Annotated in this window: 16 protein-coding genes; 11 read left to right on the plus strand and 5 right to left on the minus strand. The window is 42.1% G+C overall.

The features are described from left to right. Positions 1-249: hypothetical protein (locus BGM26_RS19405; RefSeq protein WP_217041928.1), on the plus strand; the 249-nt coding region annotated here is incomplete at its 5' end. A 507-nt stretch (positions 250-756) separates the two neighbouring features. On the opposite strand, the gene BGM26_RS19410 is transcribed toward BGM26_RS19405, so the two are convergent. Further along, the gene (locus tag BGM26_RS19410) at positions 757-1,158 is read right to left on the minus strand and encodes a helix-turn-helix domain-containing protein (RefSeq protein WP_217041929.1); all 402 of its coding nucleotides are present in this window, start codon (positions 1,156-1,158) and stop codon (positions 757-759) included. Between the two features lie 235 nt (positions 1,159-1,393). Here BGM26_RS19410 and BGM26_RS19415 point away from each other — a divergent pair, with 235 nt between their 5' ends. Next, entirely contained in the window at positions 1,394-1,810 is a 417-nt protein-coding gene (locus BGM26_RS19415; protein ID WP_217041930.1) for a hypothetical protein, read from the plus strand. A 492-nt stretch (positions 1,811-2,302) separates the two neighbouring features. Here BGM26_RS19415 and BGM26_RS19420 read toward each other — a convergent pair whose 3' ends face one another. Both BGM26_RS19420 and BGM26_RS19425 read right to left on the minus strand, forming a co-directional pair. After that, a complete protein-coding gene (locus tag BGM26_RS19420) occupies positions 2,303-5,128 on the minus strand; it encodes a DEAD/DEAH box helicase (protein WP_217041931.1) in 2,826 nt (941 codons plus the stop codon). Further along, complete coding sequence (locus BGM26_RS19425) at positions 5,121-6,737, minus strand: SWIM zinc finger family protein (RefSeq protein WP_254119769.1); 1,617 nt, start codon at positions 6,735-6,737, stop codon at positions 5,121-5,123. The genes BGM26_RS19420 and BGM26_RS19425 overlap by 8 nt, the downstream gene beginning before the upstream one ends. Before the next feature lie 544 nt (positions 6,738-7,281). On the opposite strand from BGM26_RS19425, the gene galU reads away from it, so the two are divergent. The 7 genes from galU (at position 7,282) to BGM26_RS19460 (ending at position 15,276) form a co-directional block, all read left to right on the plus strand. Further along, positions 7,282-8,166, plus strand: a complete 885-nt coding sequence (gene galU / locus BGM26_RS19430; protein ID WP_302053273.1) for a UTP--glucose-1-phosphate uridylyltransferase GalU — start codon at positions 7,282-7,284, stop codon at positions 8,164-8,166. Continuing rightward, positions 8,163-9,476 (plus strand): UDP-glucose dehydrogenase family protein, encoded by a 1,314-nt coding sequence (locus tag BGM26_RS19435; protein ID WP_217041933.1) that lies wholly within the window; start codon positions 8,163-8,165, stop codon positions 9,474-9,476. Before galU ends, BGM26_RS19435 begins: the two co-directional genes overlap by 4 nt. 193 nt (positions 9,477-9,669) lie before the next feature. Continuing rightward, positions 9,670-10,956: a nucleotide sugar dehydrogenase gene (locus BGM26_RS19440; RefSeq protein ID WP_217041934.1), complete on the plus strand. Its 1,287-nt coding sequence runs from the start codon at positions 9,670-9,672 to the stop codon at positions 10,954-10,956. Positions 10,957-10,992: 36 nt separating this feature from the next. Then, positions 10,993-11,700 carry a WecB/TagA/CpsF family glycosyltransferase gene (locus BGM26_RS19445; RefSeq protein ID WP_217041935.1) on the plus strand — a complete coding sequence of 236 codons (708 nt, stop codon included), beginning with the start codon at positions 10,993-10,995 and terminating at the stop codon, positions 11,698-11,700. A 14-nt stretch (positions 11,701-11,714) separates the two neighbouring features. Further along, a complete protein-coding gene (gene murJ, locus BGM26_RS19450; protein ID WP_217041936.1) occupies positions 11,715-13,250 on the plus strand; it encodes a murein biosynthesis integral membrane protein MurJ in 1,536 nt (511 codons plus the stop codon). Positions 13,251-13,254: 4 nt separating this feature from the next. After that, positions 13,255-14,520, plus strand: a complete 1,266-nt coding sequence (locus BGM26_RS19455; protein WP_217041937.1) for an oligosaccharide repeat unit polymerase — start codon at positions 13,255-13,257, stop codon at positions 14,518-14,520. Between the two features lie 612 nt (positions 14,521-15,132). Beyond that, positions 15,133-15,276 (plus strand): hypothetical protein, encoded by a 144-nt coding sequence (locus BGM26_RS19460; RefSeq protein WP_217041938.1) that lies wholly within the window; start codon positions 15,133-15,135, stop codon positions 15,274-15,276. A 288-nt stretch (positions 15,277-15,564) separates the two neighbouring features. On the opposite strand, the gene BGM26_RS19465 is transcribed toward BGM26_RS19460, so the two are convergent. Next, positions 15,565-16,461: an accessory Sec system S-layer assembly protein gene (locus BGM26_RS19465; protein WP_217041939.1), complete on the minus strand. Its 897-nt coding sequence runs from the start codon at positions 16,459-16,461 to the stop codon at positions 15,565-15,567. 128 nt (positions 16,462-16,589) lie between these two features. Then, entirely contained in the window at positions 16,590-18,947 is a 2,358-nt protein-coding gene (secA2, locus tag BGM26_RS19470; protein ID WP_217041940.1) for an accessory Sec system translocase SecA2, read from the minus strand. Between the two features lie 242 nt (positions 18,948-19,189). On the opposite strand from secA2, the gene BGM26_RS19475 reads away from it, so the two are divergent. Then, positions 19,190-22,693: a S8 family peptidase gene (locus BGM26_RS19475; RefSeq protein WP_217041941.1), complete on the plus strand. Its 3,504-nt coding sequence runs from the start codon at positions 19,190-19,192 to the stop codon at positions 22,691-22,693. Positions 22,694-22,797: 104 nt separating this feature from the next. Next, positions 22,798-25,251, plus strand: coding sequence for an S-layer homology domain-containing protein (locus BGM26_RS19480; RefSeq protein WP_217041942.1), 2,454 nt, complete (start codon positions 22,798-22,800; stop codon positions 25,249-25,251). Positions 25,252-25,293: the final 42 nt, after the last annotated feature.

The raw sequence follows: 25,293 nt of genomic DNA on the forward strand, positions 1-25,293 counted from the left end.
AAAAGCGCCGGTTTTTTTTATAAGGCTGTTTTCATCAACTTTTGTTGCTTTTGTATAAATCAATTCAATAAAGAGCGTTTAGTCACCATAAGAGGAGTTCATGAGGACCTGAAACTCATCGAAAAAGAAAAACCGGTCGCCATGAAGGGTTCATTAGGACCGGAAACCCCTCGAAAAGGAAAACCCGGTCGCCATGAGGAGTCCATGAGGACCGAAAACCCCTCGAAAAGAAAAACCCGGTCGCCATGAGGGGTTCATGAGGACCGAAAACCCCTCGAAAAGGAAAACCCGGTCGCCATGAGGAGTTCATGAGGACCAAAAACTCATCGAAAAAGAAAACCTGGTCGCCATGAGAGGTTCATGAGGACCGAAAACTCCTCGAAAAAGAAAACCGGGTCTCCATGTGGGGTTCATGAGGATCGGAAACTCATCGAAAAGGAAAAACCAGTCGCCATGAGGAGTTCATGAGGACCAAAAACTCCTCGAAAAAGAAAACCTGGTCGCCATGAGAGGTTCATGAGGAGCGAAAACCCCTCGAAAAGGAAAAACCAGTCGCCATGAGAGGTTCATGAGGAGCGAAAACCCCTCGAAAAGGAAAAACCAGTCGCCGTGAGCAGTTCATGAGGACCGAAAACTCATCGAAAAAGAAAACCGGATCTCCATGTGGGGTTCATAAGGACCGGAAACTCAATATAAATAACATAAAGCAACATTCTCTTAGAAATGAGCTTTTTATAAACTGTAAAAATTGCCACATTACCATTCTCGCTTTATTAGCTGAATTTGCATCTGGATCGCTTTAGTAGCTACCGCTTTCCTTTTTACGTCAAAATTGTACATGTCCAATAACGCCATCTTTAGTTCCGGTGATTCTCGAAGAAGCTGCATAATCAATTCAAAATCATGATCATCTGGATTCTCCTTCAAGATATAGGCACGTACATCACCTGAAGATTCCCCATTTAATTCTTCGATTAAAAGGGTTTTATCAACCTTATAAATATTAGCCAATTGGAGAAGGGTCTGATAGGGCGGGATGATCTCGCCCGTTTCATATTTACTGATCGTCGAACGCGATAGATTCATTAAATTAGCAACAAAATCTTGACTCCAATTTCGGTCATTTCTTAGCTTTTTCAGTATTTCAGATAATGTCATCGTGCCCACCGCCATTGCATGTTTTCTTTTTAACTTAACGAGAAAAACAGCGGAAAGGGCTTGATGTTACTAGTAATCACATCAGTTAACGTGAATGATAATCACAACCGGATAAATAGCTGTCTTTATAACATATTAGGAATAAAGAACTAGGAGGGATTTAGTGGAATATGTCGAATTTTAAAATTGGAAATGTAATACCAATATTCTTTTGCGATGAAAAGGAGGAAGTGACATGATTAATCAAGAAGAAAGTGAAATAGCAGGCTCATTGTATTTTAAAGGAGCCCATTCGAAAGGGAATTATTTGAGTATTCATCATCAGCCTAGTTTCTTTGATGCTCTTCAATTGACAAAACCCCAAGAATCAAAACCTTATCAAAGAATTCCACTTAGTAAAAATACTTCGCTTATTTTCCAATACACTGAGAATTGTTTAAAAAAGTCTGTCCATTATAAATTTGACTTAAAAAATGGATCAATTCAAATTAAGGAGGCAGACAATCAGGCCGAGCACCGGTTTCTATCATGCTTTTTAATTAAGGAGGGAAAACGGGTTACATATATGGCGTACCGGCCAAACTGCCCTGAAAAAGCAAAAATTAAAAATCAGCCTCCGACAATTGTGGAATACAAGAGGATTGAAGGCTGAATGTAGTGTAAAAGATATTAAATTTTTATCTGTTTTCGCAAATATTGTTACTTCTGTAACAGTATGAATCAATTCGAAGAGGAGTTTTCGGCATCAAAAAAGGTTCATGGTGACCGGAATCTTCTCGAAAGGCAAAAATTGGTCAAAGAAGGAGGTCAATCCCATCGGAGAGGCCAGAAATCGCGAAAAAAGGTAAAAAACAGTCCCCAATCCCACCGATGAGGCCAGAAATCGCGAAAAAAGGTGAAAAACAATCCTCAATCCTATTAATGAGGCCAGAAATCGCGAAAAAAGATGATAAACAGTCCTCAATGGTGACCGAAAAGTTATTTTACCGTACGCAGAGTGAAAAAAGATAAGTTTGTAGAAGGAACCGTGAGAGCCGATTGCCATTACTAGCCCCAATCATTCCGTTACGAAAATAGACTATATGACTAAGATACAATTCACCAATTGAATCCCATTTTACTGTTGTGGATTACGGTTTCAAGATCAAGATAAATGAACAAGATCCCGCAAATCGACTGTAGATAGCTCGGTAATCCAATTTTCACTTTGGATAATTTGGTCATTTAAGGATTGCTTTTTTTCGAGCATGGCGTCAATCTTTTCTTCAAGTGTGCCGGTGCAGATCAATTTATGAACGTGGACAAAGCGTTTTTGCCCGATTCGGTAGGCGCGGTCTGTGGCCTGATTTTCAACGGCGGGATTCCACCAGCGGTCGTAGTGAATGACATGGTTCGCCGCTGTTAAATTCAACCCGGTTCCGCCGGCTTTTAATGACAACAGGAAGACAGGAAATTGATGTTCCTGGAAGCGGGCAATCATCCGGTCCCGGTCATTCTTCGGCACACTGCCATTCAAAAATGGGACATCAAACCCGAATTTCTTCTGAATCATCTTGCGGATAATATTGCCCATTTCAATATATTGCGTGAAAATCAGACAGCTTTCGCCCTGTTCAATTACCGCATCGACAAGCTCACTCAATTTCTCTAACTTTGCTGAGCGTTCAAGCGGATTCAGCGGCTTTTCTTCCTTCAAATAGAGAGCAGGATGGTTGCAAAGTTGTTTCAAGCGACTCAGCATCTGCAAGATCAAGCCTTTCCGCTCAAATGTTGAGAGCTTATCAATTTGCTCAAGTGTATCCTTCACAAGCTGTTCGTATAATGAAGCTTGCTCTGCCGTCAATGGACAATATTCCTTCTGTTCAAGTTTGTCGGGCAAATTGAGTGCAACGTCCTCATCCTTTTTCGTGCGACGCAGCAGGAAGGGGCGGATGAAAGCTTGAAGCTGCTGGACTTTTTCCTTATCATCCTCTTTTTCAATCGGCAGAACATACCGCTTTTGGAATTGGCCGAGACTGCCCAAATAGCCGTGGTTCGTAAAATCAAAAATGGACCATAGCTCTGATAAACGGTTTTCCATCGGTGTTCCAGTCAGTGCAATATGATGCTTGCCCTTCAATTTCCGAACGGCTTTCGACTGCTTTGTCTGTGCATTTTTAATATTTTGTGCCTCGTCGATGCTAATGGAGCTCCACTCAATGTCGCAGAAATCGTCTGCATCCATATGGGTCAGCCCATAGGAGGTAAGGACGACATCAGCTCCCAGCGCTTTCTCGGAAAAAGCTTCTCCCTTGAGGCGATTTCCGCCGTAATGGAGATAGACGTTCAGTTCAGGGGCAAACTTTTCGATTTCCTTTTGCCAATTGCCTAATACCGAAGTCGGACAAATGATGAGAGCTGGACCGCTGGCTTTTTCCTGTTCCTTTACTTTTAAAAGATAGGAAATAAGCTGGATCGTTTTTCCGAGACCCATATCATCTGCCAAACAAGCGCCAAACCCGTACTGGCGCAAAAATAACAGCCAGCTCATGCCAAGCTTCTGATAGGGACGGAGCTCCCCTTGGAAACTAGCGGGTACCACTTCGAGCGGGATATTTTTCGTATCGCGGAGTTGTTTCACCATTTGCTTCCACTGGCGGTTTAACTCAATTTGAATACGGGCAAACGCCTGTGGATTTTCAAACTCATCACCTGGCTCATCATTGCCTGAAAGAAGCTCCTGTTCAATCAAATCGCGCACATGAAGGCCTTCTTTTTCCGCCTTCTTCATTAAATCCTGAATATGGCGGACGAAATTGGGATCTAGTTTAATCCAACGTCCGCGAATATAGACGAGGCGCCTTTTTTCTTCGACCATGTGGCGAAACTCATCTTCTGATAAGTCGACACCGTTCATTGAGATCCGCCAGTCATAATCAAGCATTGCTTGCAGGCCAACAAATGATGGGCGATGACTGTTTGCTTGCCCTTTTAGCCGTGCCTTTACTTTCAGGCTAGCGTTCTTCATAGCCTGCCACCAAGAAGGCAGCAGAATTTCGACCCCAAGTGAAAGCAATGTTTCACTAGCTTCAGTTAAAAAGGTCCACGCCTCATCCTCTGTCAACTGGTTCGCGATCTCCCCTTTATCTCCTGCAAGCCAAGGAAAAACGTTCAGCCATCTTTGCTGCTCTTTTTCAATCGCCTGTTCATCCTTTTTCCAGCCACGCGGATAATTGGCGAAATCATGCCAATCAACAAGCAAATCAGGCTGTTTTTTTTCGCGCAGGAAGATGCTGAGATCCCAAAGACCATTTAGATCTGCAGGCTCCTCTAATTTAAGACCAATTGTAAAAGGAACGTCGCTTTCCTTCAGGCCAATCCATTCCTGCCAGCTTTCCTCGTCGAAGTAAGCGGCCAGATCACGCGGGGAAAGCTGGTCATTTCGCAGAGCTTTCAGCTTTTCGCCAAATGCTTCCTTCAACTCGCTATTTCGACCCAGATATGCATCAAGAGCATGATGAAACCAATTCTGAATAAAAGGTTTTACAGCTTGATCACCAACGGTTTGCTCCCAAAAGGATGAATTGAATTCGCCCACAACCCTGTCAGGCAACGCCCAGCGGAACTGGTCATTTTCCCATGCAGAAAAATCAGGAATCCATTCCTTTTCCATGATCGTCTCATAGATTGGAAGCCCTGAGGCTAAGCAAATTTGAGCAAGTTCATCCCAATCCCACTCGATCAGCTGGTTGAATCGCTCCTTTGCAAACAAGGTCACAAGCTGCCAGCCGTTTAGGGAGATATCTTTTTCCCCGACGGGCTGATTTATGCCGAAAAGAGTTCCATAAAAGGATTCTTCATGTTGATTAAAAAGGAGCTTAACCCAGAGATCGGGATCTAGGAAACGATCTTTTTCATCTTGGGCGGAAAGGTAGAAAAGGTCGGTATCAATATATTGTACTTTTATTTTTATATATCTTGTTTTAAGCATCGATTAGCTTACCCCTTTTACATTCTTCCTGGAAGGCACGGAGGCGTTTTGTTTTTTCAAGCAGTGTTTCTAGGAATAGCTCCCAGTCATCCTGCCGTTTCAGTTTTTTATACAGGGTGCGGAGCTTTTTCATTTTCCGGACAGCTTCGCGGTAATGGTCCCTGCCTCTAAGTGAGATATGATCATGTATGGAATGATGGTAGAGAGGCAACAGCTTCGCGGGATCCTGCTTTTCGAGCGCTTTAATCCGGTCGTTATGCAGCATGTCAATTTCATATCCCATAAAAGCATGCAAATCTGCCCACTTATCAAAAGATTTATTATCAAAAAGCGTATATTCATATTCACTATAGCTGTATGGCAATGTTTCAATCAGAACTTTTTCATATAAATCCGGACGTCCTGTTGCGGAACAGAACGGCGCAACTGCCTTGATTGCGAGCTTCATGTAACTTGCTTTCGCACGGTAATCTTCCTGAATAGAAAGATAATCTTTTAATTTTTTGATGAACTCCTCGACATATGGGCCCATTCGTTTCCATTCTTTATGCGAAGTAAAGAGGTCAAGCCAGTAAAGCAAGTACGGAGTCATCGCAATTTCTGGGACGGTAACAATTCGTAGCGCCATTTCATCATCTCGCTGCAGAATGTGCAGATGGAGGTCACCTACAATGATCGGGAAGGTTTTTGGCTCGATCGCCTCTAACTTCTCGATTTCTTTCTTACACCAATCCTTCTTCTGAAAAAAATTTGTCCATAACAAGCGATATAAATGAGTCCGCTCATATTCTAGTTCAAAGTCAATCGTCAGCAGTCCCGTTGAGTCATCCTTTAATTTGACAATAAATTCATCGAAGGCAAACGGAAGCGAATGAACGGACAGTTTATTCATGACATCGACCGCCTCATCCATCATCGTTTGAAACAGATGGCGGTAATAACGGTGGATCATGTCCTCGGTATGTCCAAGCTTTATGCTTAATTCCATTAATTTTTTAAAAGAAATCACATAGCCGACAAGCAGATAAAGGAGCTTCCACTCCTGCTCGAAAGGGGCCCCCGCTTTCCAACGCCGTGTATACACTTGAAAAAGCTCAGGGATGATGAAAGGCTTTGGGTCGCCTTGACCTTCCATAATCGCATCGAAGCTTTCGTTAAAGGTGGCTGTCCATCTGTCATAATCTGGTTTTAAGCTGCCGGCTGTTTTCAATAAATCCTTCGCCTTTTGGAGCCCCCACTGTTTGGCTGTATTTTTCTCTTTAATCGGCTGTCTCCATTCCTCCACCCAATTCGTCACACTTTTTGCGTGTGAAAGGAGCTGAAAAAACACGGCGAGCTGATGGCGGCAAAACCCATCTGCCGGACAAGAGCATTCGCTTAAATGAATGAACTCCAGATCCAAATGCACCTTCGCCGGCGTCACATCCTGCACTATCGCAGAAATCCGGTCCCCATCGAAACGTATCTGATAAACAAGCCTCTGCCTGAACAACATCAGTCCAATCTGAACAAGCCGCTCATCCTCCCCAGACTCCGCCCGCAATAACCCTAATAAATCCTGAGCCGCAAACTGCAACGGCTCAACAAACCGTTCGGGAATCATCGTCATATCAAAGACCTCCTTCTTTGCAGTGTCATTTATGGCATCCTTTTGCGGTGTCCATTTGCGGTGTCAGGCACCGCTCGTGGACAGATCGCTTAAAATTGTATGTGTGTAACGGACACTGTGTGTCACTTCACAAAATCAAAAAAAATATCCTTTTATTATAACATTTTTTGGGGGTCGCTAACACTGTACAGCCCGTCGATTGTTACAAGTTCGTTACCGGCCATTATTTCCTGTTGTTTTTCAATGTAAACTGAACCAGTTTAAGCTATAATAGAGTGGTTAAAAATGATGGGGGGAAATTCCCTTTCCGAAATGGCTTCGTATGAAAAATACGAGGCGGAGGAAAAAGAGCCTTGGCTATAAAGCAACAAATCTTTTGGAAATGAGTCTAAAACATAAATCATCCTTCATTCCTAAATGATAGCGCATTTAAACGCTATAATGGTTTCAAATATCGAATTGTATTACATTAATGAATGTCGAATAAGTTTACTAAATTTGAAGGTGGTATCGGTGCCGCCAATCGATGAGGAGGTGGCTGGACTTGAAGATTCGCAAAGCGATTATTCCTGCAGCAGGACTAGGAACACGCTTCCTGCCGGCAACAAAAGCACAGCCGAAAGAGATGCTGCCGATCGTTGACAAGCCTACGATCCAATATATTGTGGAAGAGGCCGTAAAATCAGGCATAGATGATATAATCATCATCAGTGGGCGCGGAAAACGTGCGATTGAAGATCATTTTGATAAATCATATGAGTTGGAAGAAACACTTGCGAAAAAGGGTGAATGGGAACGTCTTGAAGAGATTCAGTCGATTGCCAATCTAGCAAACATACATTATATAAGGCAAAAAGAGCCAAAGGGTTTAGGGGATGCTATTTATTGTGCAAGAAGCTTTATAGGCAATGAGCCATTTGCAGTAATGCTTGGGGACGATATCGTTCAGGCTGAGGTCCCATGCTTGAAACAGTTGAAAAATGTATACGAACAGCATCAATGTTCTGTGATTGGCGTCCAGCAGGTTCCAATGGAAGACGTATCAAAGTACGGGATCATTGACCCGGAGAAACTCATCGCGGATAATGTTTTTCAGTTAAATAGTTTGGTGGAAAAGCCAAGTCAGCAGGACGCTCCATCAAGCTACGCCATTATGGGAAGGTATATACTTGAACCGGAAATATTTGATATACTAGAGACTTTGCCGCCTGGAGCAGGTGGAGAAATCCAACTGACAGATGCAATCCGCAAACTCACTAATACAAAACAGGTCCTCGCTTACTATTTCGAAGGAGATCGCTATGATGTAGGCGATAAACTCGGATTTATAAAAGCGACAATTGAACTGGGGTTAAAAAGACCAGATCTCAGGGGCGACCTTTTGCAATATATTCATAAATTATTGGAGCAAGAGAAGGGATCAAAATGAAGATAACGATAGCGGGAACGGGATATGTTGGACTCGTAACAGGTGTATGTCTTTCAGAAGTTGGACATCATATCACTTGTTTCGATGTAAACAAGCAAACAATATCCCTCCTAAACAGTGGGGAATCCCCCATCTATGAACCTGGATTGGAAAATTTGATCCGGAACAACAAAGAAGCAGGGCGGCTTCACTTTACCTCTAATCCGGAGAAAGCTTATGCTGAAGCCGATTGTATTTTCATTGCAGTTGGTACGCCTGAAAATGAAGATGGATCCGCTAATTTGCTTTCAATTGAAAATGTAGCGTTGTCCATTTCAAAATATGTTCACAAAGATATAACGATTGTCACGAAAAGCACAGTCCCAGTCGGAACGAACGAATGGATCGGCCGCATCATCCAAGAACGAATCCCTAAGGAATATCGAGTAACCGTCGTATCGAATCCTGAATTTTTGAGAGAAGGGTCGGCCATTTATGATACGTTTAACGGAGACAGAATCGTGATTGGATCAGATGATAGAGAAGCGGGGAAGCGAATCGAAAAAATCTATGAGCCATTTAACATACCGATCATTCATACGGACATACGAAGTGCCGAAATGATCAAATACGCTTCAAACGGGTTCTTAGCAGCAAAAATCAGCTTCATAAATGAAGTTGCCAATCTATGTGAGAAAACAGGTGCAAATGTAGAAAAAGTAGCCGAAGGAATGGGTTATGATAAAAGGATAGGAAATCAATTTCTTCGCGCCGGAATTGGGTTTGGCGGATCGTGTTTCCCGAAAGATACGAAAGCTTTGCAGCATTTAGCAGCTCAATATGATTATGATTTTAAAATACTGCAGGCGATTATTGATGTAAACAACGTACAGAAAAACTGGCTGTACGAAAAAGCAAAACAGCATTTCGGCAGCTTAAATGGAAAAAAAGCAGCCGTGCTTGGTTTAGCTTTTAAGCCAAACACAGACGACATTCGTGAGGCTCCGTCATTAGAGCTTATCCAAAACCTACTCTTAGACGAGGCAAATGTGACTGTTTACGATCCGATTGCAATGAGCAACGTGGGAAAAATTTACGGTTCAAAGCTGCAATACGCCGAATCTGTTAAGGAAGCAATAGAAAACGCAGATGTCACGTTCATTGTCACCGAGTGGAAGGAAATCAAGGAATTCCCATTAACAGAAATGAGAAATGGCATGTTAAGTCCAGTTATTTTCGATGGCCGTAATTGCTACAGCCTCGAGGACGCAAGACGTCTGAATGTAAAATATTTTTCTATAGGAAGAATGGCTATAAATGAATTCGAATAAATGTAACGAAATGGCTTGCTCATTCGTTCTATTATATAGTAGTTAGAAATTTTTCCCGCATAAAAGTCAAGCGCAAAAATGCACCAAATATTGTGATTCATAGAGAAATGCTATCATCATTCTACATTTTTCGATATAATAACCTTTAGGTTTAATTAAGTGTGAACCTACCAACGAAAGGAAGAATTATTTTATGACAAAGAAGCTATGTGTAATTGGTCTTGGATATATCGGTCTTCCGACAGCCGTTATGTTCGCCAATCACGGAGTGAAGGTTCATGGCGTTGATATAAATGAAAAAGCGGTTGCACTCATCCGCAATAAACAGCTTCATATAGAAGAAAATGGTTTACAGGACCGTTTGAATACAGCGGTGGACAGCGGTCATTTCACAGTTTCGACTGCACCTGAAGAGGCGGATGTATTCATTATTGCCGTCCCATCACCAATCAATGCTGATAAAACAGCAAACCTAGACTATGTGCGTATGGCAACCGAATCCATTGTTCCACTTGTGAAAAAAGGAAACCTGGTTATTCTTGAATCAACGGTTCCACCGAGAACAGTGGAAGACGTAATGATGCCAGTCCTGGAAAAAACCGGACTTGAGATCGGCACAGATCTTTACATTTCCCACTCACCAGAACGAGTCATCCCAGGGAAAGTATTTGAAGAGCTTGTGAATAACGACCGAATTGTCGGAGGAATTAATGAAGAGTCATCCCGCTTAACCGAAGAGCTATACCGCATTTTCGTAAAAGGGAATATTCATATCACAGATGCGACAACAGCGGAAATGGTAAAAATAATTGAAAATACGTATCGAGATGTAAACATTGCCTTTGCGAACGAGCTTGCGAAAATCAGTGATCAAGTCGGGGTAAATGCCTGGGAAGCGATTAAGCTTGCTAATTATCACCCACGCGTAAATATCCACCTCCCTGGACCTGGTGTTGGCGGGCATTGTATTGCTGTCGACCCATGGTTCTTAGTTGAACTGCAGCCAGAGCTCGCGAAGATCGTTCATTTAGCACGAAAAACAAATGACTCCATGCCAGAATATACGGCACGTCAAGTAAAGTCATTTCTTGATAAGAAGAACATTGCCCATGGACGTGTGGCAGTATTTGGACTTTCCTTTAAAGCGAATATTGATGATATGCGCGAAAGCCCTGCAATGGAAGTGTTGAAGCATTTAGAAGAACTTGGCATTGACTATACAGCCTATGATCCGCATATAAAAGAAAATAATTTTTCCCGTCAGACGCAGAATATAGAAGAAGCAGTTAAACACGCAGATCTTATTATTGTGTTGACAGATCATAATGAATTTAAAGCGATGAATCCAGAAGCATTTGCCGACCAATTGCGTGGAAAGCATATTTTTGATACAAAAAATTGCATTGTCCGTCCTGTATGGGAAAAAGCGGGCTTCGAAGTCACGGTGCTTGGTGATTCAAAGAATGTCACCACGGTATAATGAACCGCTGTGATTTCTCTCAAAATAGGTGATGAGATGAAAGAAAAATTTCTAGGGGTAGACGTTTGTAAACAAAATTATGAACAGTTAACCTCTTCCTTATTGAATGATATCGAACAGAATAAGAAATCCTTTATTGTTGCCATTAATCCGGAAAAGATTATGAAGGCCCAGGAAGATCAATCCTTGAAAGAGCTTCTGAACAAGGCTGATTATCAAATTCCAGATGGAATAGGGATCATCATTGCCTCTAAGCTTAAAGGCGGGCAAATTCGCGAGAGGGTGACAGGCATCGATATGATGCTTACCCTTTGCGGAGCTGCTGCCAGCCATGGGAAAAAGATTTTCCTTTATGGGGCAAAGCCGGGGATTGCCGATAAGGCAAAAATAAAGCTAGAAGAGCGTTTTCCTGGTATTCAAATTGTCGGTGTCATTAACGGCTATGAGAAAGATGAGCGGCTGATTGAACAAACAATCAATGAAGCCGACCCCGATATTATTTTTGTCGCTAAAGGAAGTCCGGCACAGGAATATTGGATTTTGGATCACATGAATAGGCTCGCACCGAAAGTATATCAGGGAGTAGGCGGTTCCTTTGATGTGATTTCTGGCCGGATTAATCGAGCACCTGAATTATTTCAAAAACTAGGGATGGAATGGTTTTACCGGTTAATGAAAGAACCTTGGCGCTGGAAACGCCAGCTGCTCCTTCCTAAATTTTTGATTAAGGTACTCAGGGATTAAAGGAAGGAAAAGCTATGTCAAAATTAAAAATTGCAAGCATACTGTTTTTGCTTTCCACTTTCTTTTTGAAGTTTTCCAGCATGATTCGGGATATTGTCATTTCAGGCTTATATGGTGACTCCTATATGGCAGATGCTTATTTTGCTGCGATGACGATTCCGAATGCGATTGTCCTTTTTATGCTGACGGGGATGAAGGATGCCTTTTTGCCGAGCTATTATAAATACGACCGGCTTGGAAAAGGCTTTTCTCATTTAACGAATATTGTCAAAGGGACATTCTGGATCTCGGCTGGAATCTCCGTTATTGGAGCGGCTGCGTCCCCATGGATGGTCAAAATCCTTTATCCAGAGTTCGCTCATTTTGAGCAAGGCATTCAAATTGCAGCATGGACGGCTGCAATTTACTTTTTATCCATCGCGCTAGTAGGCGTGAATGCCGTATATGAAGGATATTTCGACTCTCAGAGAAAGTTCTCCTTTTCGACCTTTTCGCAAACCATTGTCGTCTTAACAACGATTTTGTTTGCGTTGATCTTTCATAAATCTTTAAGTATTTATGCTGTTCCTCTGGGCTATTTAGCAGGGACCTTTTTGTCCTTCCTTGTTAAGCTATTTTATATGACACCGCCGAAGCTTTTAGCCTGGAGACAAAGAATGGACATGCTTGAAATTCGGCAATTTTACTGGATATTCATTCCTGTCGGATTAACGATCGCTGTTGGGCAAATTAACCTGACAGTCAATATGCTCTATGCTTCAAGGCTTGGAGAAGGGGTTGTTTCCAATCTGAATTACGCTTTCCGGCTCGTGAATATTCCGCAAGCGATTTTTGGCGTAACGATTGCAACGATTATTTATCCGATTTTAGCAAAAGCGAAATCAGAAGGAGATAGCGGCCTTTTCAAGCAGGGAATGGAGCGGGGCCTGTCCTTTATGTTCTTATTCCTTGCACCGACGGTCATCGGTATGATGATGCTGATGGAATCAATCGTCCGCTTAACATATGAGCGGGGGGCATTTACGGAAAGTGCAACCGCCTTAACAAGTGAATACGCGCTATTTTACATTGGCTCAGTCCTGTTCTACAGCATCCAAGCTGTCGTGGCAAAAGGATTTTACACACTTGAAAAAGGCCATTATATGATGAGAGTCGGTATGTTATCCGTTGTCATCAATATTTTTTCAAACTATATTCTCGCGAAGCTCATGGGGCCTGCTGGGCTAGCCTTGTCTACTTCAATTGTAGGCTTCATATACTCAGCCATCACTTTTACAACACTTTACAAAATATCCGGCGGTTTCAATTTGAAATACATCGGGAAAGAATATGCTAAAATTATCGCAGCTGCCGTCCTGATGTATGCTGGACTGACTGGCCTCGGCATCATGGTCACTCCAGAAAAATGGGGCGACATCCCTTATCTGGCCATTATGATTGCTGCTGGTGCGCTGCTATATTTTGCCGGCTTATATTTATTAAGAGCAGCATCCCTATTCCAGCTGCTTTCAAGAGGAGGGAAAGAAAAGTCTTCTAAAACAGGGGATTAACGTCATGAAAAAAATTATCCAACAAATGAATCGCATTGATACATTTTCACCATATTTCTTTATCCCGTTCATCCTGGTTCTTTATTTTTTTACGAGCCTATTCGATTTTAGTCGATTTGAATATTTTGAAGTCAGAAAGAATGTCCTTCCTCCATTATTGGTGGGGCTTGCCTCATACTTTGCTGCCGTATACGTAACGGAAAAGAAGAAATGGACATTTCCTTCCTTCGGCTTATCGTTTTTAAAAGGAAAAATTCTCTGGCTTCTGTATATACTAGGATTTATCGGCTTAGTTGCTTATTTGATTATGCTATTTACTGGGCAAATTGGAATCACGGATGAATCTGTTCGCCGAAATCTCGATCCGAAGCTGAACTTTTTAAGCGCATTATTATGGTTCGCGGTTATTTTCCTAATCTGTAACCGAGTAGTGAAGGAAAAGGAATTAACAAATAAGAAGAAATTCGTCTATGGTGCCATCCTTGCTACGGTATTTGCCTTGTTTATCCTGATGGGCTACCGTACACCAATTGCGATCATGTTCTTCACATCGCTTATTGTTTATCATTATATTATTAAAAGAATTAAACTAACTTGGTTTTTAAGTTTCCTATTTATCGTAGGACTTCTCTTTTCTTTATTCGGGTTCTACCGGATTGTCTCAGAAGATACAACGAAGGAATTTAATAGCAGGCTAGGCCCAGACGTTGAACGGATGGAAGAAGATATCGATCGAGATCGCATGATTCAGCGGAAGATGAACGCAACGCCAAAATGGGTTCGTGCGCTCAATAGTGAAAGTGTGACTGGACATATCGTTTTAAGCAAACTGATGGAATACACTGACAAGGAAGGCTTTTTGTATGGAAAGCTGAACTTTGGTACGTTTGAAGCAGTCCTTCCAGGGAAACATATTTCTCCAAGGAGCCAAATCACGGAAATGGTGAACTCCCTTAGTATTGAAGAAGGAAAATACATTACACGTCCGGGGAGAACGACAACTCCGACTTATCTTGGCCAGCTCTATGTGGATGGGGGATACATTGCCATTGTGATTGGGTTTGCACTTTACGGATTTGTAATCGCCATGCTCTATAATCAAATGCGTGCAACAGGGATTAAATCCTACCAAACGATCGGTTATGCCTTTGTTACAACCATTTTTATGATATGCCTTCATACAGGCTTGCTAGATTTAATATTTATTCTGATGATTGGCTATGCCATTCTTTCAGCAAGCATTGAACAATCAAGAAAGCAAGCTTCTTAAAGAAAGATGGGAAAATAACTGAAAAGCGCAAAATACCAATTGTGATAAATAGGTAACAGTGGTAAAATATATTTAACAGAGAGATTTATTTCCTTCTGCTTTCTTATAATACAATCTCGGTTGGTAGCCCAGAGGGAGAACACCTATCTTGCGGAAGATAGGTGTTTTTTCTTGGGATTAGTAAATACTGGTGACTATGTGTGGTTCCGGGTGCCCGTAACCACTTTTAAAAGCGAGTTAGTTTTTCTGACAATCTAGCCAGCGCCGTGATTGCGGGGATACGGACAAATCGATGGTATTTTGGAGGAGCAGAAGTGTCCATCAAAGTGCTTCAAACGGACAAATTGGGGTAGAAGTGTCCTCAAAGTACTTCAAACGGACAAATCGCTGGCATTTGGGGTAGAAGTGTCCGTTAAAGCGCTTCAAACGGACAAATCGCCGGCATAATGGAGTAGAAGTGTCCGTCAAAGTGCTTTAAACGGGCAAATTGTCGGCATTTGGAGTAGAAGTGTCCGTTAAGGCGCTTCAAACGGACAAATCGCCGACATTTTGGGGTAGAAGTGTCCGTTAAAGTGCTTCAAACGGACAAATCGTCGGCATAATGGAGTAGAAGTGTCCGTTAAACGCTTTCAAACGGACAAATCGTCGGCAATTGGGGTAGAAGTGTCCGTTAAGGCGCTTCAAACGGACAAATCATCTGCAATTGGGGTAGAAGTGTCCGTTAAAGCCCTTCAAATGGACAAATCGTCGGCATAATGGAGTAGAAGTGTCCGTTAAACGCTTTCAAACGGACAAATCGTCGGCAATTGGGGTAGAAGTGTCCGTCAAAGTGCCTCAAACGGACAAATCGTCTGCATAATGGAGTAGAAGTGTCCGTCAAAGTGTTTCAAACGGACAAATTATCGGCTTGCATGATAAGAATTGTCCTTCATCGATGCTATTCCAAAAGGGAAAATCCGCTATAATATAAAAATTAGTGTTTCTGAAATGCAAAAGGGGCATCTCTAAGGCGAAAAGTCGACTTTGAGATGCCCCTTTAATATATTATTTCTGCGGAGGAAACGCCTTCCACTTACTCAAATCCGGTTTTTCCTTCAGTACAAGCTCTTTCGGGAAAATAAATGTCCAAGGTTTGCTTGTGTTTGCTTTCACTTCAAAATTGTCTAGTGCAAATCCGCCTTTAGCAATCAAATCGCCGGCAGCATCTTCAACAATGAGGGGAAGCTGCTGCAGTGTGAGGTTCTTCTTGCCGCCATTGCGGATCAACATCGTAATATGTAATGTCCCATCATCTGCATGATGCGCTTGAATGCCCATAAAGTTTACTTCACCAGCCTTTGGAGGCGTGATATTTTGTACAAGTTGGGCAAGCTTCTCTTTATCAGCATCAGCAAGGCTCTTTTCCCAGCTTTCCGCTAAGTCAAGGGAGTGAGGCAGCTGCTCTTTCTTCAACTCAAACGCAAGCTTCCAATCGGTTTGCGGGATTTCCTCTGCAAAAACATTGCTCTCTTCAAAAATAAACGGCCATGGACGGCTGCTTTCCGCAGGCAGCTCGCCAAGCTGAGAAAGGTCAAAATGCTGACGTGCCAGCGTTTCGCCGTTCGGTCCGATTAACATAAGAGGCATATCCTTTTCAAACTGGATTCCTTTCGCTAGGCTGTTGCGGACAAACGCAGTTACGTATAACTTTCCATCTTCTTTCTTCAATTCAATCCCTGAAAGAGAAATTTGGTTTTCTTTCAGCAGCGGAAGCTCATTGTTTAAAAACTGAAAGTAATAGCGTTCCTCTTGGCCAATCTCCGCTTCAGGAGGAAAAGATAGAGCCGTTTTTACTTCCCGGTCGGATGAAGCTTCTTCTTCCCCTAATAATTCCTTCGAATCAACTGAGCTGTCTGTTCCTTGTTTCTCCATTTTATCTTTGCGGTTAAAAAGTCCAAACATCTAATAACCTCCATTAAGTTCTCCAAGATTAAGATCAACGGGCATGTGGGGACGACCCTTCTTTCGTGTACTACTTATGCAAGCGAGTGTTCCCCGCATTTTGCTAGTAGGACCATGTCTACCCACCCTTATCCCTTTGTTTCCAATGCTCCAACCAAGTTAGCCATTTGACGGCTGATGTCACGCTCAAGCTCATAATACATTTGTGTAAATAATTCAAGCGCCTCACGCGCATATTGTCTCATCGGATCTTCCTGACTATAACTGCGCAAACCGACGCCTTCCTTTAGGCGGTCCATTGCATCAATATGTTTCAGCCAGTGGTAGTCGGTTACAGATAATAAGAACTGCTTGATCGCCTTGCCGATCTCAGCATTTTCTTTATATTCATCAAGCATTGGCAAGTAAGCATTCATTGCAGCATAAATTGGCTCCGTAACCTCATCTAAATCATGAGGATCATTCGGAAAATCAAGCAAGTCATGCGGGAAAATTTGCACGATTCTTTCTTTTAATTTCGTCAGCTTCCACTCTGGTTTGTCGGCGTCAGCAGGACAACAGCGCTCAATTTCCTCTTTAATATACGATTCAATGGACGCTTTCACAAGCGGAAGCAAATCATCACTTGTTAAAACTTTATTCCTTAAATCATACACCGTGTTGCGCTGTAAACTTAGTACATCATCAAGCTTCAGATGATATTCACGGATAGAGAAATTAGCTCCCTCGCAAATACGCTGCACCCGGTCAATAAACTCATGAATGTTTTTATTGATGATTAGCCCATTCGAGTCGGTTTTAAGCGAGTTGCTCATCTTTTCAACATCGTCTCGCGCAAAGCGTCGGATCATTTCATCTTCGATCGAAATAAAGAATTCGGAACAGCCTGGATCTCCTTGGCGGCCTGAGCGCCCTTTCAACTGATTATCAATCCGGCGGGATTCATGCTTTTCTGTTCCGATGACGTATAGCCCGCCAAGCTCAGCGACTCCTTCACCAAGCATAATGTCCGTTCCGCGGCCTGCCATATTGGTGGCTACGGTAATCCTGCCTTTTTGACCTGCAAGAGAGATGAGCTGGATTTCCTGTTCGATCGTTTTCGCGTTTAGCAGTTCGAAAGGAAGTTTTTCCTTCCTTAAGAACTCAGCCACTTTCTCTGACTGGAGAATGGAAGTCGTTCCAATCAAAATAGGCTGGCCCTTTTCGTGCAGTTCTTTCACTCTCTTGATAGCAGCTTCATATTTATGCTCAATGGTGTCATATACCTGGTCAGGCAAATCGACACGGATAATCGGTTTGTTTGTCGGGATTTGGACGACATCCATATTATAAATTTGCTGAAATTCTTTCTCTTCTGTTTTCGCTGTTCCTGTCATGCCTGAAAGAAACGGGTACAGCCGGTAATAGTTCTGAATCGTAATCGATGCCTGTGTTTTATTTTCTTCAGATACTGCAAGTCCTTCTTTTGCCTCAATGGCCTGATGGAGCCCGTTGCTGAGCGTGCGCCCTTCCATTGGACGACCTGTAAACATATCGATCAGAAGGATTTTCCCTTCTTTCACAATATAATCGACATCCCTGCTGAACATGACTCGTGCACGCAGCGCCTGGATCATATAATGATAGAGAGTCTGGTGTTCAAGATCATATAAATTATCAATATCAAACCCGCGTTCAATCCGGGCAATGCCTTCGTCTGTAAAATTGGTTGTTTTCGTTTCGATATCAAAAATAAAATCAACATCTTCTTTAAACGATTTCGCAATTCTTGCACAGAGGTAGCTCAATTCAGTACTAATCCCTGTTTTGCCGGCAATGATTAGCGGCGTTTTCGCTTCATCCACGAGAACACTGTCCACCTCGTCGATGATAGCAAAATGATAAGGTCTCTGTGCACGCTGCCTGATGTCATAAACCATATTGTCACGAAGATTATCAAAGCCGAATTCGGTTCCAACTCCGTAAGTAATATCCGCTTGGTACGCAAACTTCTTGTGATCCGGCTCCATCTGTGGAAGGTTTAGGCCGACAGTTAGGCCGAGGAATTCGTGAATCTGTCCAATTAGTTCACGGTCACGTCTAGCTAAGTATTCATTGACAGTAATGACATGAACACCTTTCCCTTCAAGGGCACGCAAATAGCTGGGCAAAGAGGCAACGAGCGTTTTCCCTTCCCCAGTAGGCATTTCGGCAATATTTCCTTCCGTTAGCACCATTCCACCGATAAGCTGCACATCGAAGTGGCGCATGCCAACAACCCGCTTTGCCGCTTCACGGACAACAGAAAAAGCATCTGCCTGAATATCAAAAATGGTTTTACCATTTGCAAGCTGAGCTCTAAAATAGCCAGTCTTTTCTCGCAGCTCTTGATCGGACAGCTGCTCATATTGCGCTTCTAGCGCATTTATCAATTCTACCTTTTTGTAATACTCTTTAATTTTTTTATCCTGTTTATCTCCAACAAGCTTTTTAAAATAAGCTAGCATTTTGTTCTCTCCCCACAACTAAACACTTGCAATTTTTGCAAATTCCTAGAAACAGTATACCACTGTTTTTCTTGACTTTCATCTAATGGCAGGGAAGAAATTAAATCCATTTCCCAAAGGGAATTATAGTAAAAAATAATTAAAATGGGAATTTTTAATAAATTTTAGTTTATTATGTAACTATTTCCATTTGAAATCGTCTATAATAAAGTGAGTCTATTAATCTATTAGGAGGGTTTCATTTGAAGAAATGGGTGAAGACAGGCCTTTCCATCGGAGCATCTGCTTCTCTTATTATGCCAACCATCGCGTCTGCTGGCACGGTGGATTCATTTGGCAAACTGAAAGACATTGAAAAACCTGATATTTTAAAGGAATTGACAAAATCAGCGTCAGAACAGAAAATTCTTGCCTTTAAAAAGCAGCAAGAAATGAAAGAACAGCAAAGCAAAGATACAATTATCATTAAACACAGCAAGCCGCTTGCCAATTCAGTACACCAGAAAGCAGGGACAACTTTACAAAAATCGATCCCATCCCTTGGCTATGATGTCGTAAAGCTTCGTAAAGGGCAAAAGCTGAAATCTGTCCTTGCCTATTACTCACAGGTCGAAGGCGTTACCGCCGCATTGCCTAGTGTGCAATATAAGTCATTAAGTATGGGCGATCCGAAAAAAAGCGAACAATATCATCATTCTCTATTACAAATTGATGAGGCGTTAAAACTAGCAGGCAATCATAAAGTGACTGTTGCTGTCATCGACACAGGAATGGATATAAAGCATCCAGAACTGAAGTCGGTGGTTCTGCCTCCATACAATGCGGCTGATCCGGCAAACGGAGCATTTACAGATCAGCATGGTACACACGTAGCAGGTATTATAGCAGCTGAAGCAAACAACGGAATTGGTGGGCAAGGAATCAGCCCGAATGCAAAAATCCTTCCGATTGATGTATTTAATGGCGGCTGGGGAGCGAGTGACTATGTAATCGCAGAAGGAATTATGTATGCTATTGAAAAAGGCGCAAATGTCATCAATATGAGCCTTGGCGGCTATATGGAATCCCCGATCTTTGAAGAAGCTGTCCAGAAAGCGATTGATGCAGGCATTACAGTAGTAGCAGCTGCTGGAAATGAATCGTGGGATGAGTATTCTTCTCCGGCCTCCTATGATGGGGTTATCTCTGTTGGGGCAACGAATTCAAAAAATGAATTGGCTTATTTCTCGAATTTTGGTCCATCTGTTAATCTGGTGGCACCAGGGGAAGACGTATACAGCACAGTAATTGACTACTTAAAAGGTTCTTCGTTTATGAGGGCGAGCGGGACTTCAATGGCCTCACCGATGGTTGCTGGGGTTGCAGCCTTATTAAAATCGAAATACCCAGATTTAAAGCCGCAAGAAGTGAAATATATTTTAGAACAAACAGCCACAGATCTTGGCGAAAAAGGCTATGACCTGAAATTTGCCCATGGGCTTGTCAATCCTGTCGCAGCTTTAAAATACGACATGAAAAATCTTCCGAAAATGAACTCTTTAACTCAAGAAGAAAAGCTAGCGAATGCGTTACAACTAAAGGCTAAGGGTGAAGATGTACATACAGGCAAATTCACGAAGCCGGAAGAACGCCATTATTACAAGATTGCTTTAAATAAGGGGGAGTTTGTACAGACTGTTCTCGCAGGTACAGACATGTATGACTACTCCATGGAGTTCTCCTTTGTTCCAAACAAAGGCAATGAAGACAAGGATAAACCGCTGAAAGTGAATGACACAAAAGCGGGCGGAACGGAAGGATATTTATATAAAGCTGAAGAGGACGGAACGTTACTTATTGAAGTCCGTGATGCGAACGGCAATTACAGCTTGGATGGAAAATCCGAATATACATTTAAAGCGGAAAAGCTAGCAGAATTGATCGTTGACAAATCTTCAAAAGACAATGTCATTCCAATTGAAGCTATTCCATATACAAGCTCAGACGATAAAAACGGGCCATTTACGCTAGTTTCTGAGGATGGAGGTCCAGATAAGGACTATTTCTCATTCTCCGTAGAAGAACGACAAATCATTTCCTTTGATGTGTCAGGTGTTCCGGGCGTCGACTCATCATTAGCACTTTATTTTAAAGATGATTTAGAAATGGAGCGTCCGCAAGGCCTTCCTTCATATGAGCCGTGGCCATATCCAATGAAATATGCAAATAATGGTGGCAAAAGCGAAGGGGAAAAGCTCGTATTTGAAGCTATTCCAGGCATGGAATATGTCCTTGAAGTTTCTGGAGAACCAAGTCAGAACTTTTTCTTTGGTTCGTTCTTCTTTGGATTCTTTAAAGAACCAACGCCAAGTGCGTCAGCGATTCCTTATGAATTAAATGTAACGACACTTGATCTTCCACCAGATGAGGACGGGCTTCCGATCAGAGAAGAACACCTTGAACAAGAATACATGGATGGAGAAATGACGGAGGAAGCTTATCAAGAGGCGAAGAAAGCGCAATTTGAAAAAAGCGTGGAAGTGATCGTAGAGGGAGATTACTGGCGCATGTTTGATCGCGAATATGTAGATCAAATTGTTGAACATGCTGTTCCATTTACAATTGGGAAGGATCAGAAGGGGTATTTCCAATTCGATGGGGACGAGGATTTCTATTCTTTCACCTCTGATTCCGATGCGATTTATGAATTCGAATTTGACAAAGCGAAGGATCAGAACCCATGGGCAACAATCTTAGAATATGATGAGAAGAACAATGATTTAATCCCGGTTGAATATATTGGCGGGTATTATTTCTTTGGACCACAGCCTGAAATGAAAGCAACAGTTCCTCTTAAAAAAGACAAAAAATATTTCATTCAGCTGCAAAATGGGAATGGCATTTCAGGTGATCCATATGTCATTAAATCGAAGAATATCATGCCTGTTCCTAAAAATAACAAGAACCCGGATAACAATCCACTTCTTGCGCAAATATTAAAGCCTGGGCAGGCAATTGAAGATCACTTAATTTATGGTGGAGATTCAGATTACTACTATTACAAACATCGTGGCGATGACAAAATCTTCAATCTGCAAGTAACAACGAAGCCATTCACTGATCAGCAGCTGAAGGATTTGCCAAAATCGGTTACGAATGAGCTGATCCCATTCGCTTATGTTATTGAAGACACGAATGGCAATATGAAGATAGATCCAGAGGAAGCTGGAAAGGTCATCGATCTTGCAACCTATTACAACGGTTCAGCCTTTTATGTGAACGGTTCCTTTAAAGCGAAGAAAGACACCGGTTATTTCGTTCTTACTCATGGCTGGTCATTTGATGGACTTTCTGTTCAACCGTACGAAATCCAATTAAATGATTTAACACGTGCAAGCAAACCGAAAGATACTGTCGTAAACAATGTGCCATCAAAGCCACTTAGCTTAAAAGCTGAAAAAGGCCAATTAGTAGGCAAAGGCTACTTTAATGCCGGCGTGGACTTTGGCGACAAAGACTATTATCAGCTGAATGTAGACAAAAAAGGCACGGCGACAATCACGCTGAAAGCTGGATTCACGTTAGATGGAGTTATTAAGGTATATAATGAAAAAGGAACATTAGTCAAAGAATTTGATTACTACGGTGTTGGCGATGATGAAGTCGGCATACTCACTCTCGAAAAAGGAAAATACTTTATCGAAATCAGTGAGGCAATGAGTAGGGCTTCAATCATTCCTTATGAATTAACTGTGCAAATTAAATAGGATAGGAGAAAAGTCTAGTATGATGCTAGACTTTTCTTTATTCTCCAATTTTCTGTTAAAATATAGATAGTTTAAAAGAATAAAAGAAAAGGAGAAAAATAAAGATGTTTAAATCAGCAGCAGGAGCATTTGTTTTCCTGTTCGTTTTTTTATTTTCCGGACAGGCACAAGCACATGTCATAGATGAAACAAAATTAAAACAAGCGGCTGCAAGCTATGAGGATTATTACACCCTACAGCAGAAGTATAAAGGGGAAAGTGGGGTCACCTTTGAAAGCTACAGCTACAAATGGAAATCAATCGAGCAACTAAAAGCACTTGAGCAAGAATTATTAGCGAACAAGCATGGACGTGAGCTTTCCTATTTAGGAAAGGTCGTTATTTATCCAGATTACCCTGCCGGAAAAAATATTCTCGGTCAGTATTATGCCAGTTACGAATACGGTCCGAATGTGATTCGTTATGCGGCTGACCGAAAAATAGAATTATATGGGGGAAATGAACTCACGACTCCCGAACAAATGGCAACGACCCTCTCACATGAATACGGTCATCATTTCACCTATTATCATTTAATCGAAGGTGAAAAGGTTCTTCCTGATAACTGGATGGGTTCCGAATATGCGAAAGCAAGAGGATTAGACAAGCATTCTCAGGCCCACTTAGGGGACGGGGCATATATATGGAATATGGCTGAAATCGTAGCAGAAGACTATGTCCAGCTTTTTGGGACGGAGAATGCGATTAAGACACATATGCAAATGAATGGCCATATTCAATCTGCATTTGACGGAACAGGGTTAATGGAGTACTGGGCAACCTTATTGAACGATCATCGTTATTCAGTCGTTTCTCCGATATCAATGTACGTGACAGGCTTTCAAAAGCAATTATCTGAACAGTATGATCTACAGCTATACACGAGAAATTTACAAAATCAATCCGCCTATTTGATGGCACAGGATAGCTCATTTACCTATGCCCCTGTCCAATTAACAAGCTGGGACCACGTTCCAGAACAGGAAAGCTGGATTCGTTATCGTCAGCTGCCCGCAAGTAAAGCGTGGGTGCTAGATGCATCAAGAGTTGAGGGGATGAGACTTCAGGCCATTCAGCATCAGCAGGAAGGCTTCAATAGAGGGTCAAAAACGGTAACCCTTAACTATGCGAACATGAATCAATCAATCCAGTCGAAAGAACAAATGAATGCGCTTGAAGCGAAACAATATACCATTCCAGAAATTAAAAAAATCCTCAGAGAAACGGCAGTTACTAAGGGCATCCCTGCAGAAATTCTGAAGGCAATTGCCTATGTAGAAACAGGTTTTAAGCAATTTGATGCGAACGATCAGCCAATCATTGCAGACGATGGCGGAATCGGCATGATGCAGGTGACGATGACCGACCAAGAGATGAAGAACAAAGGAATCGACAAAGAAAAGCTGAAATGGGATATCCAATATAATATCGAAACAGGTGCGGACATTTTATTAGCAAAATGGAAGCTTAATATCCCAACGATTAATCACCATGATCCTAATCATCTTGAAGACTGGTATTTTGCCATCATGGCATATAACGGACTCTCGAAGCGAAATGACCCGAACATCAATCAGGGAAAGAAGCCGTACCAAGAAAGAGTATACGATTATATAAGAGGTTTAGGGCAATTAGAAATCGCTGCAACGCCTACGATTGATATTCGCTATCCGAATCCGGAAGCGCCAGACTTGATTGTATTTGGTGATCAGCCAAACTATCAGTGGGGTTCGAGTACAAGAACAAAACAGAATTTAAAGGCTGGAGACACGGTTTACACGTTCAATTCAAGTGCGTACGCCAATTTAAGAGACGGGGTGGATGGGGCTCTGTCGAGGAAGTTAAATCATTATACCCCATTGCAAATCACTAAAGGTCCTTTTGAAACGATCAGCAATCCGAATAATCAGTACGTCATGTACAAAGTAAAGGGTAATGGCTTTGAAGGCTATATGGCATCCTCTAATATAATCAAAGCTGAATTAAAGGTTTTTTCAGATATTAATAGGGAGGAAGTAGCCACAGCGGTCGCTTATCTCCAAGTAAGGAATATTATTAATGGCTATCAGGATGGAACATTCAAGCCGGACAATGCGCTCTCACGTCACAATGCAGCTAAGTTGCTAGTGAATGCATTGAAGCTCAAGCTTCCTGAAGGCTATAAGATGAAGGCGACTGATATGAGTCCGAATCATCCGGGCTATGAGGACATGCGCATTGCAGAAGCTCACAATCTCATGGGGGATGGAGGAAAGCTTCGTCCAGATGAGTTTTTATCGCGTTCACAAATGGCATCGATTCTTGTCCGTGCATTCGGTGATTATTATGAGAAGCCAACGAAGGATTATCCCTTCACAGATATTGGACCGAACACCTATAATTTCGAAAATATGAATACCCTTGCACATAACAAAATCACTATCTCTGATCCATTCAGACCGAATACGTCTGTTACAAGGTCTCAGTTTGCTTTATTCTTAGAAAGAACCATTCAATTGGTGGAGGGAAAACAAGAATAATTGAAAAACCCCCTAGTTCTCATGTTGAGAACTAGGGGGTTT

The sequence above is a fragment of the Bacillus sp. FJAT-29790 genome (assembly GCF_019039215.1).
GTDB lineage: Bacteria > Bacillota > Bacilli > Bacillales > Cytobacillaceae > Cytobacillus.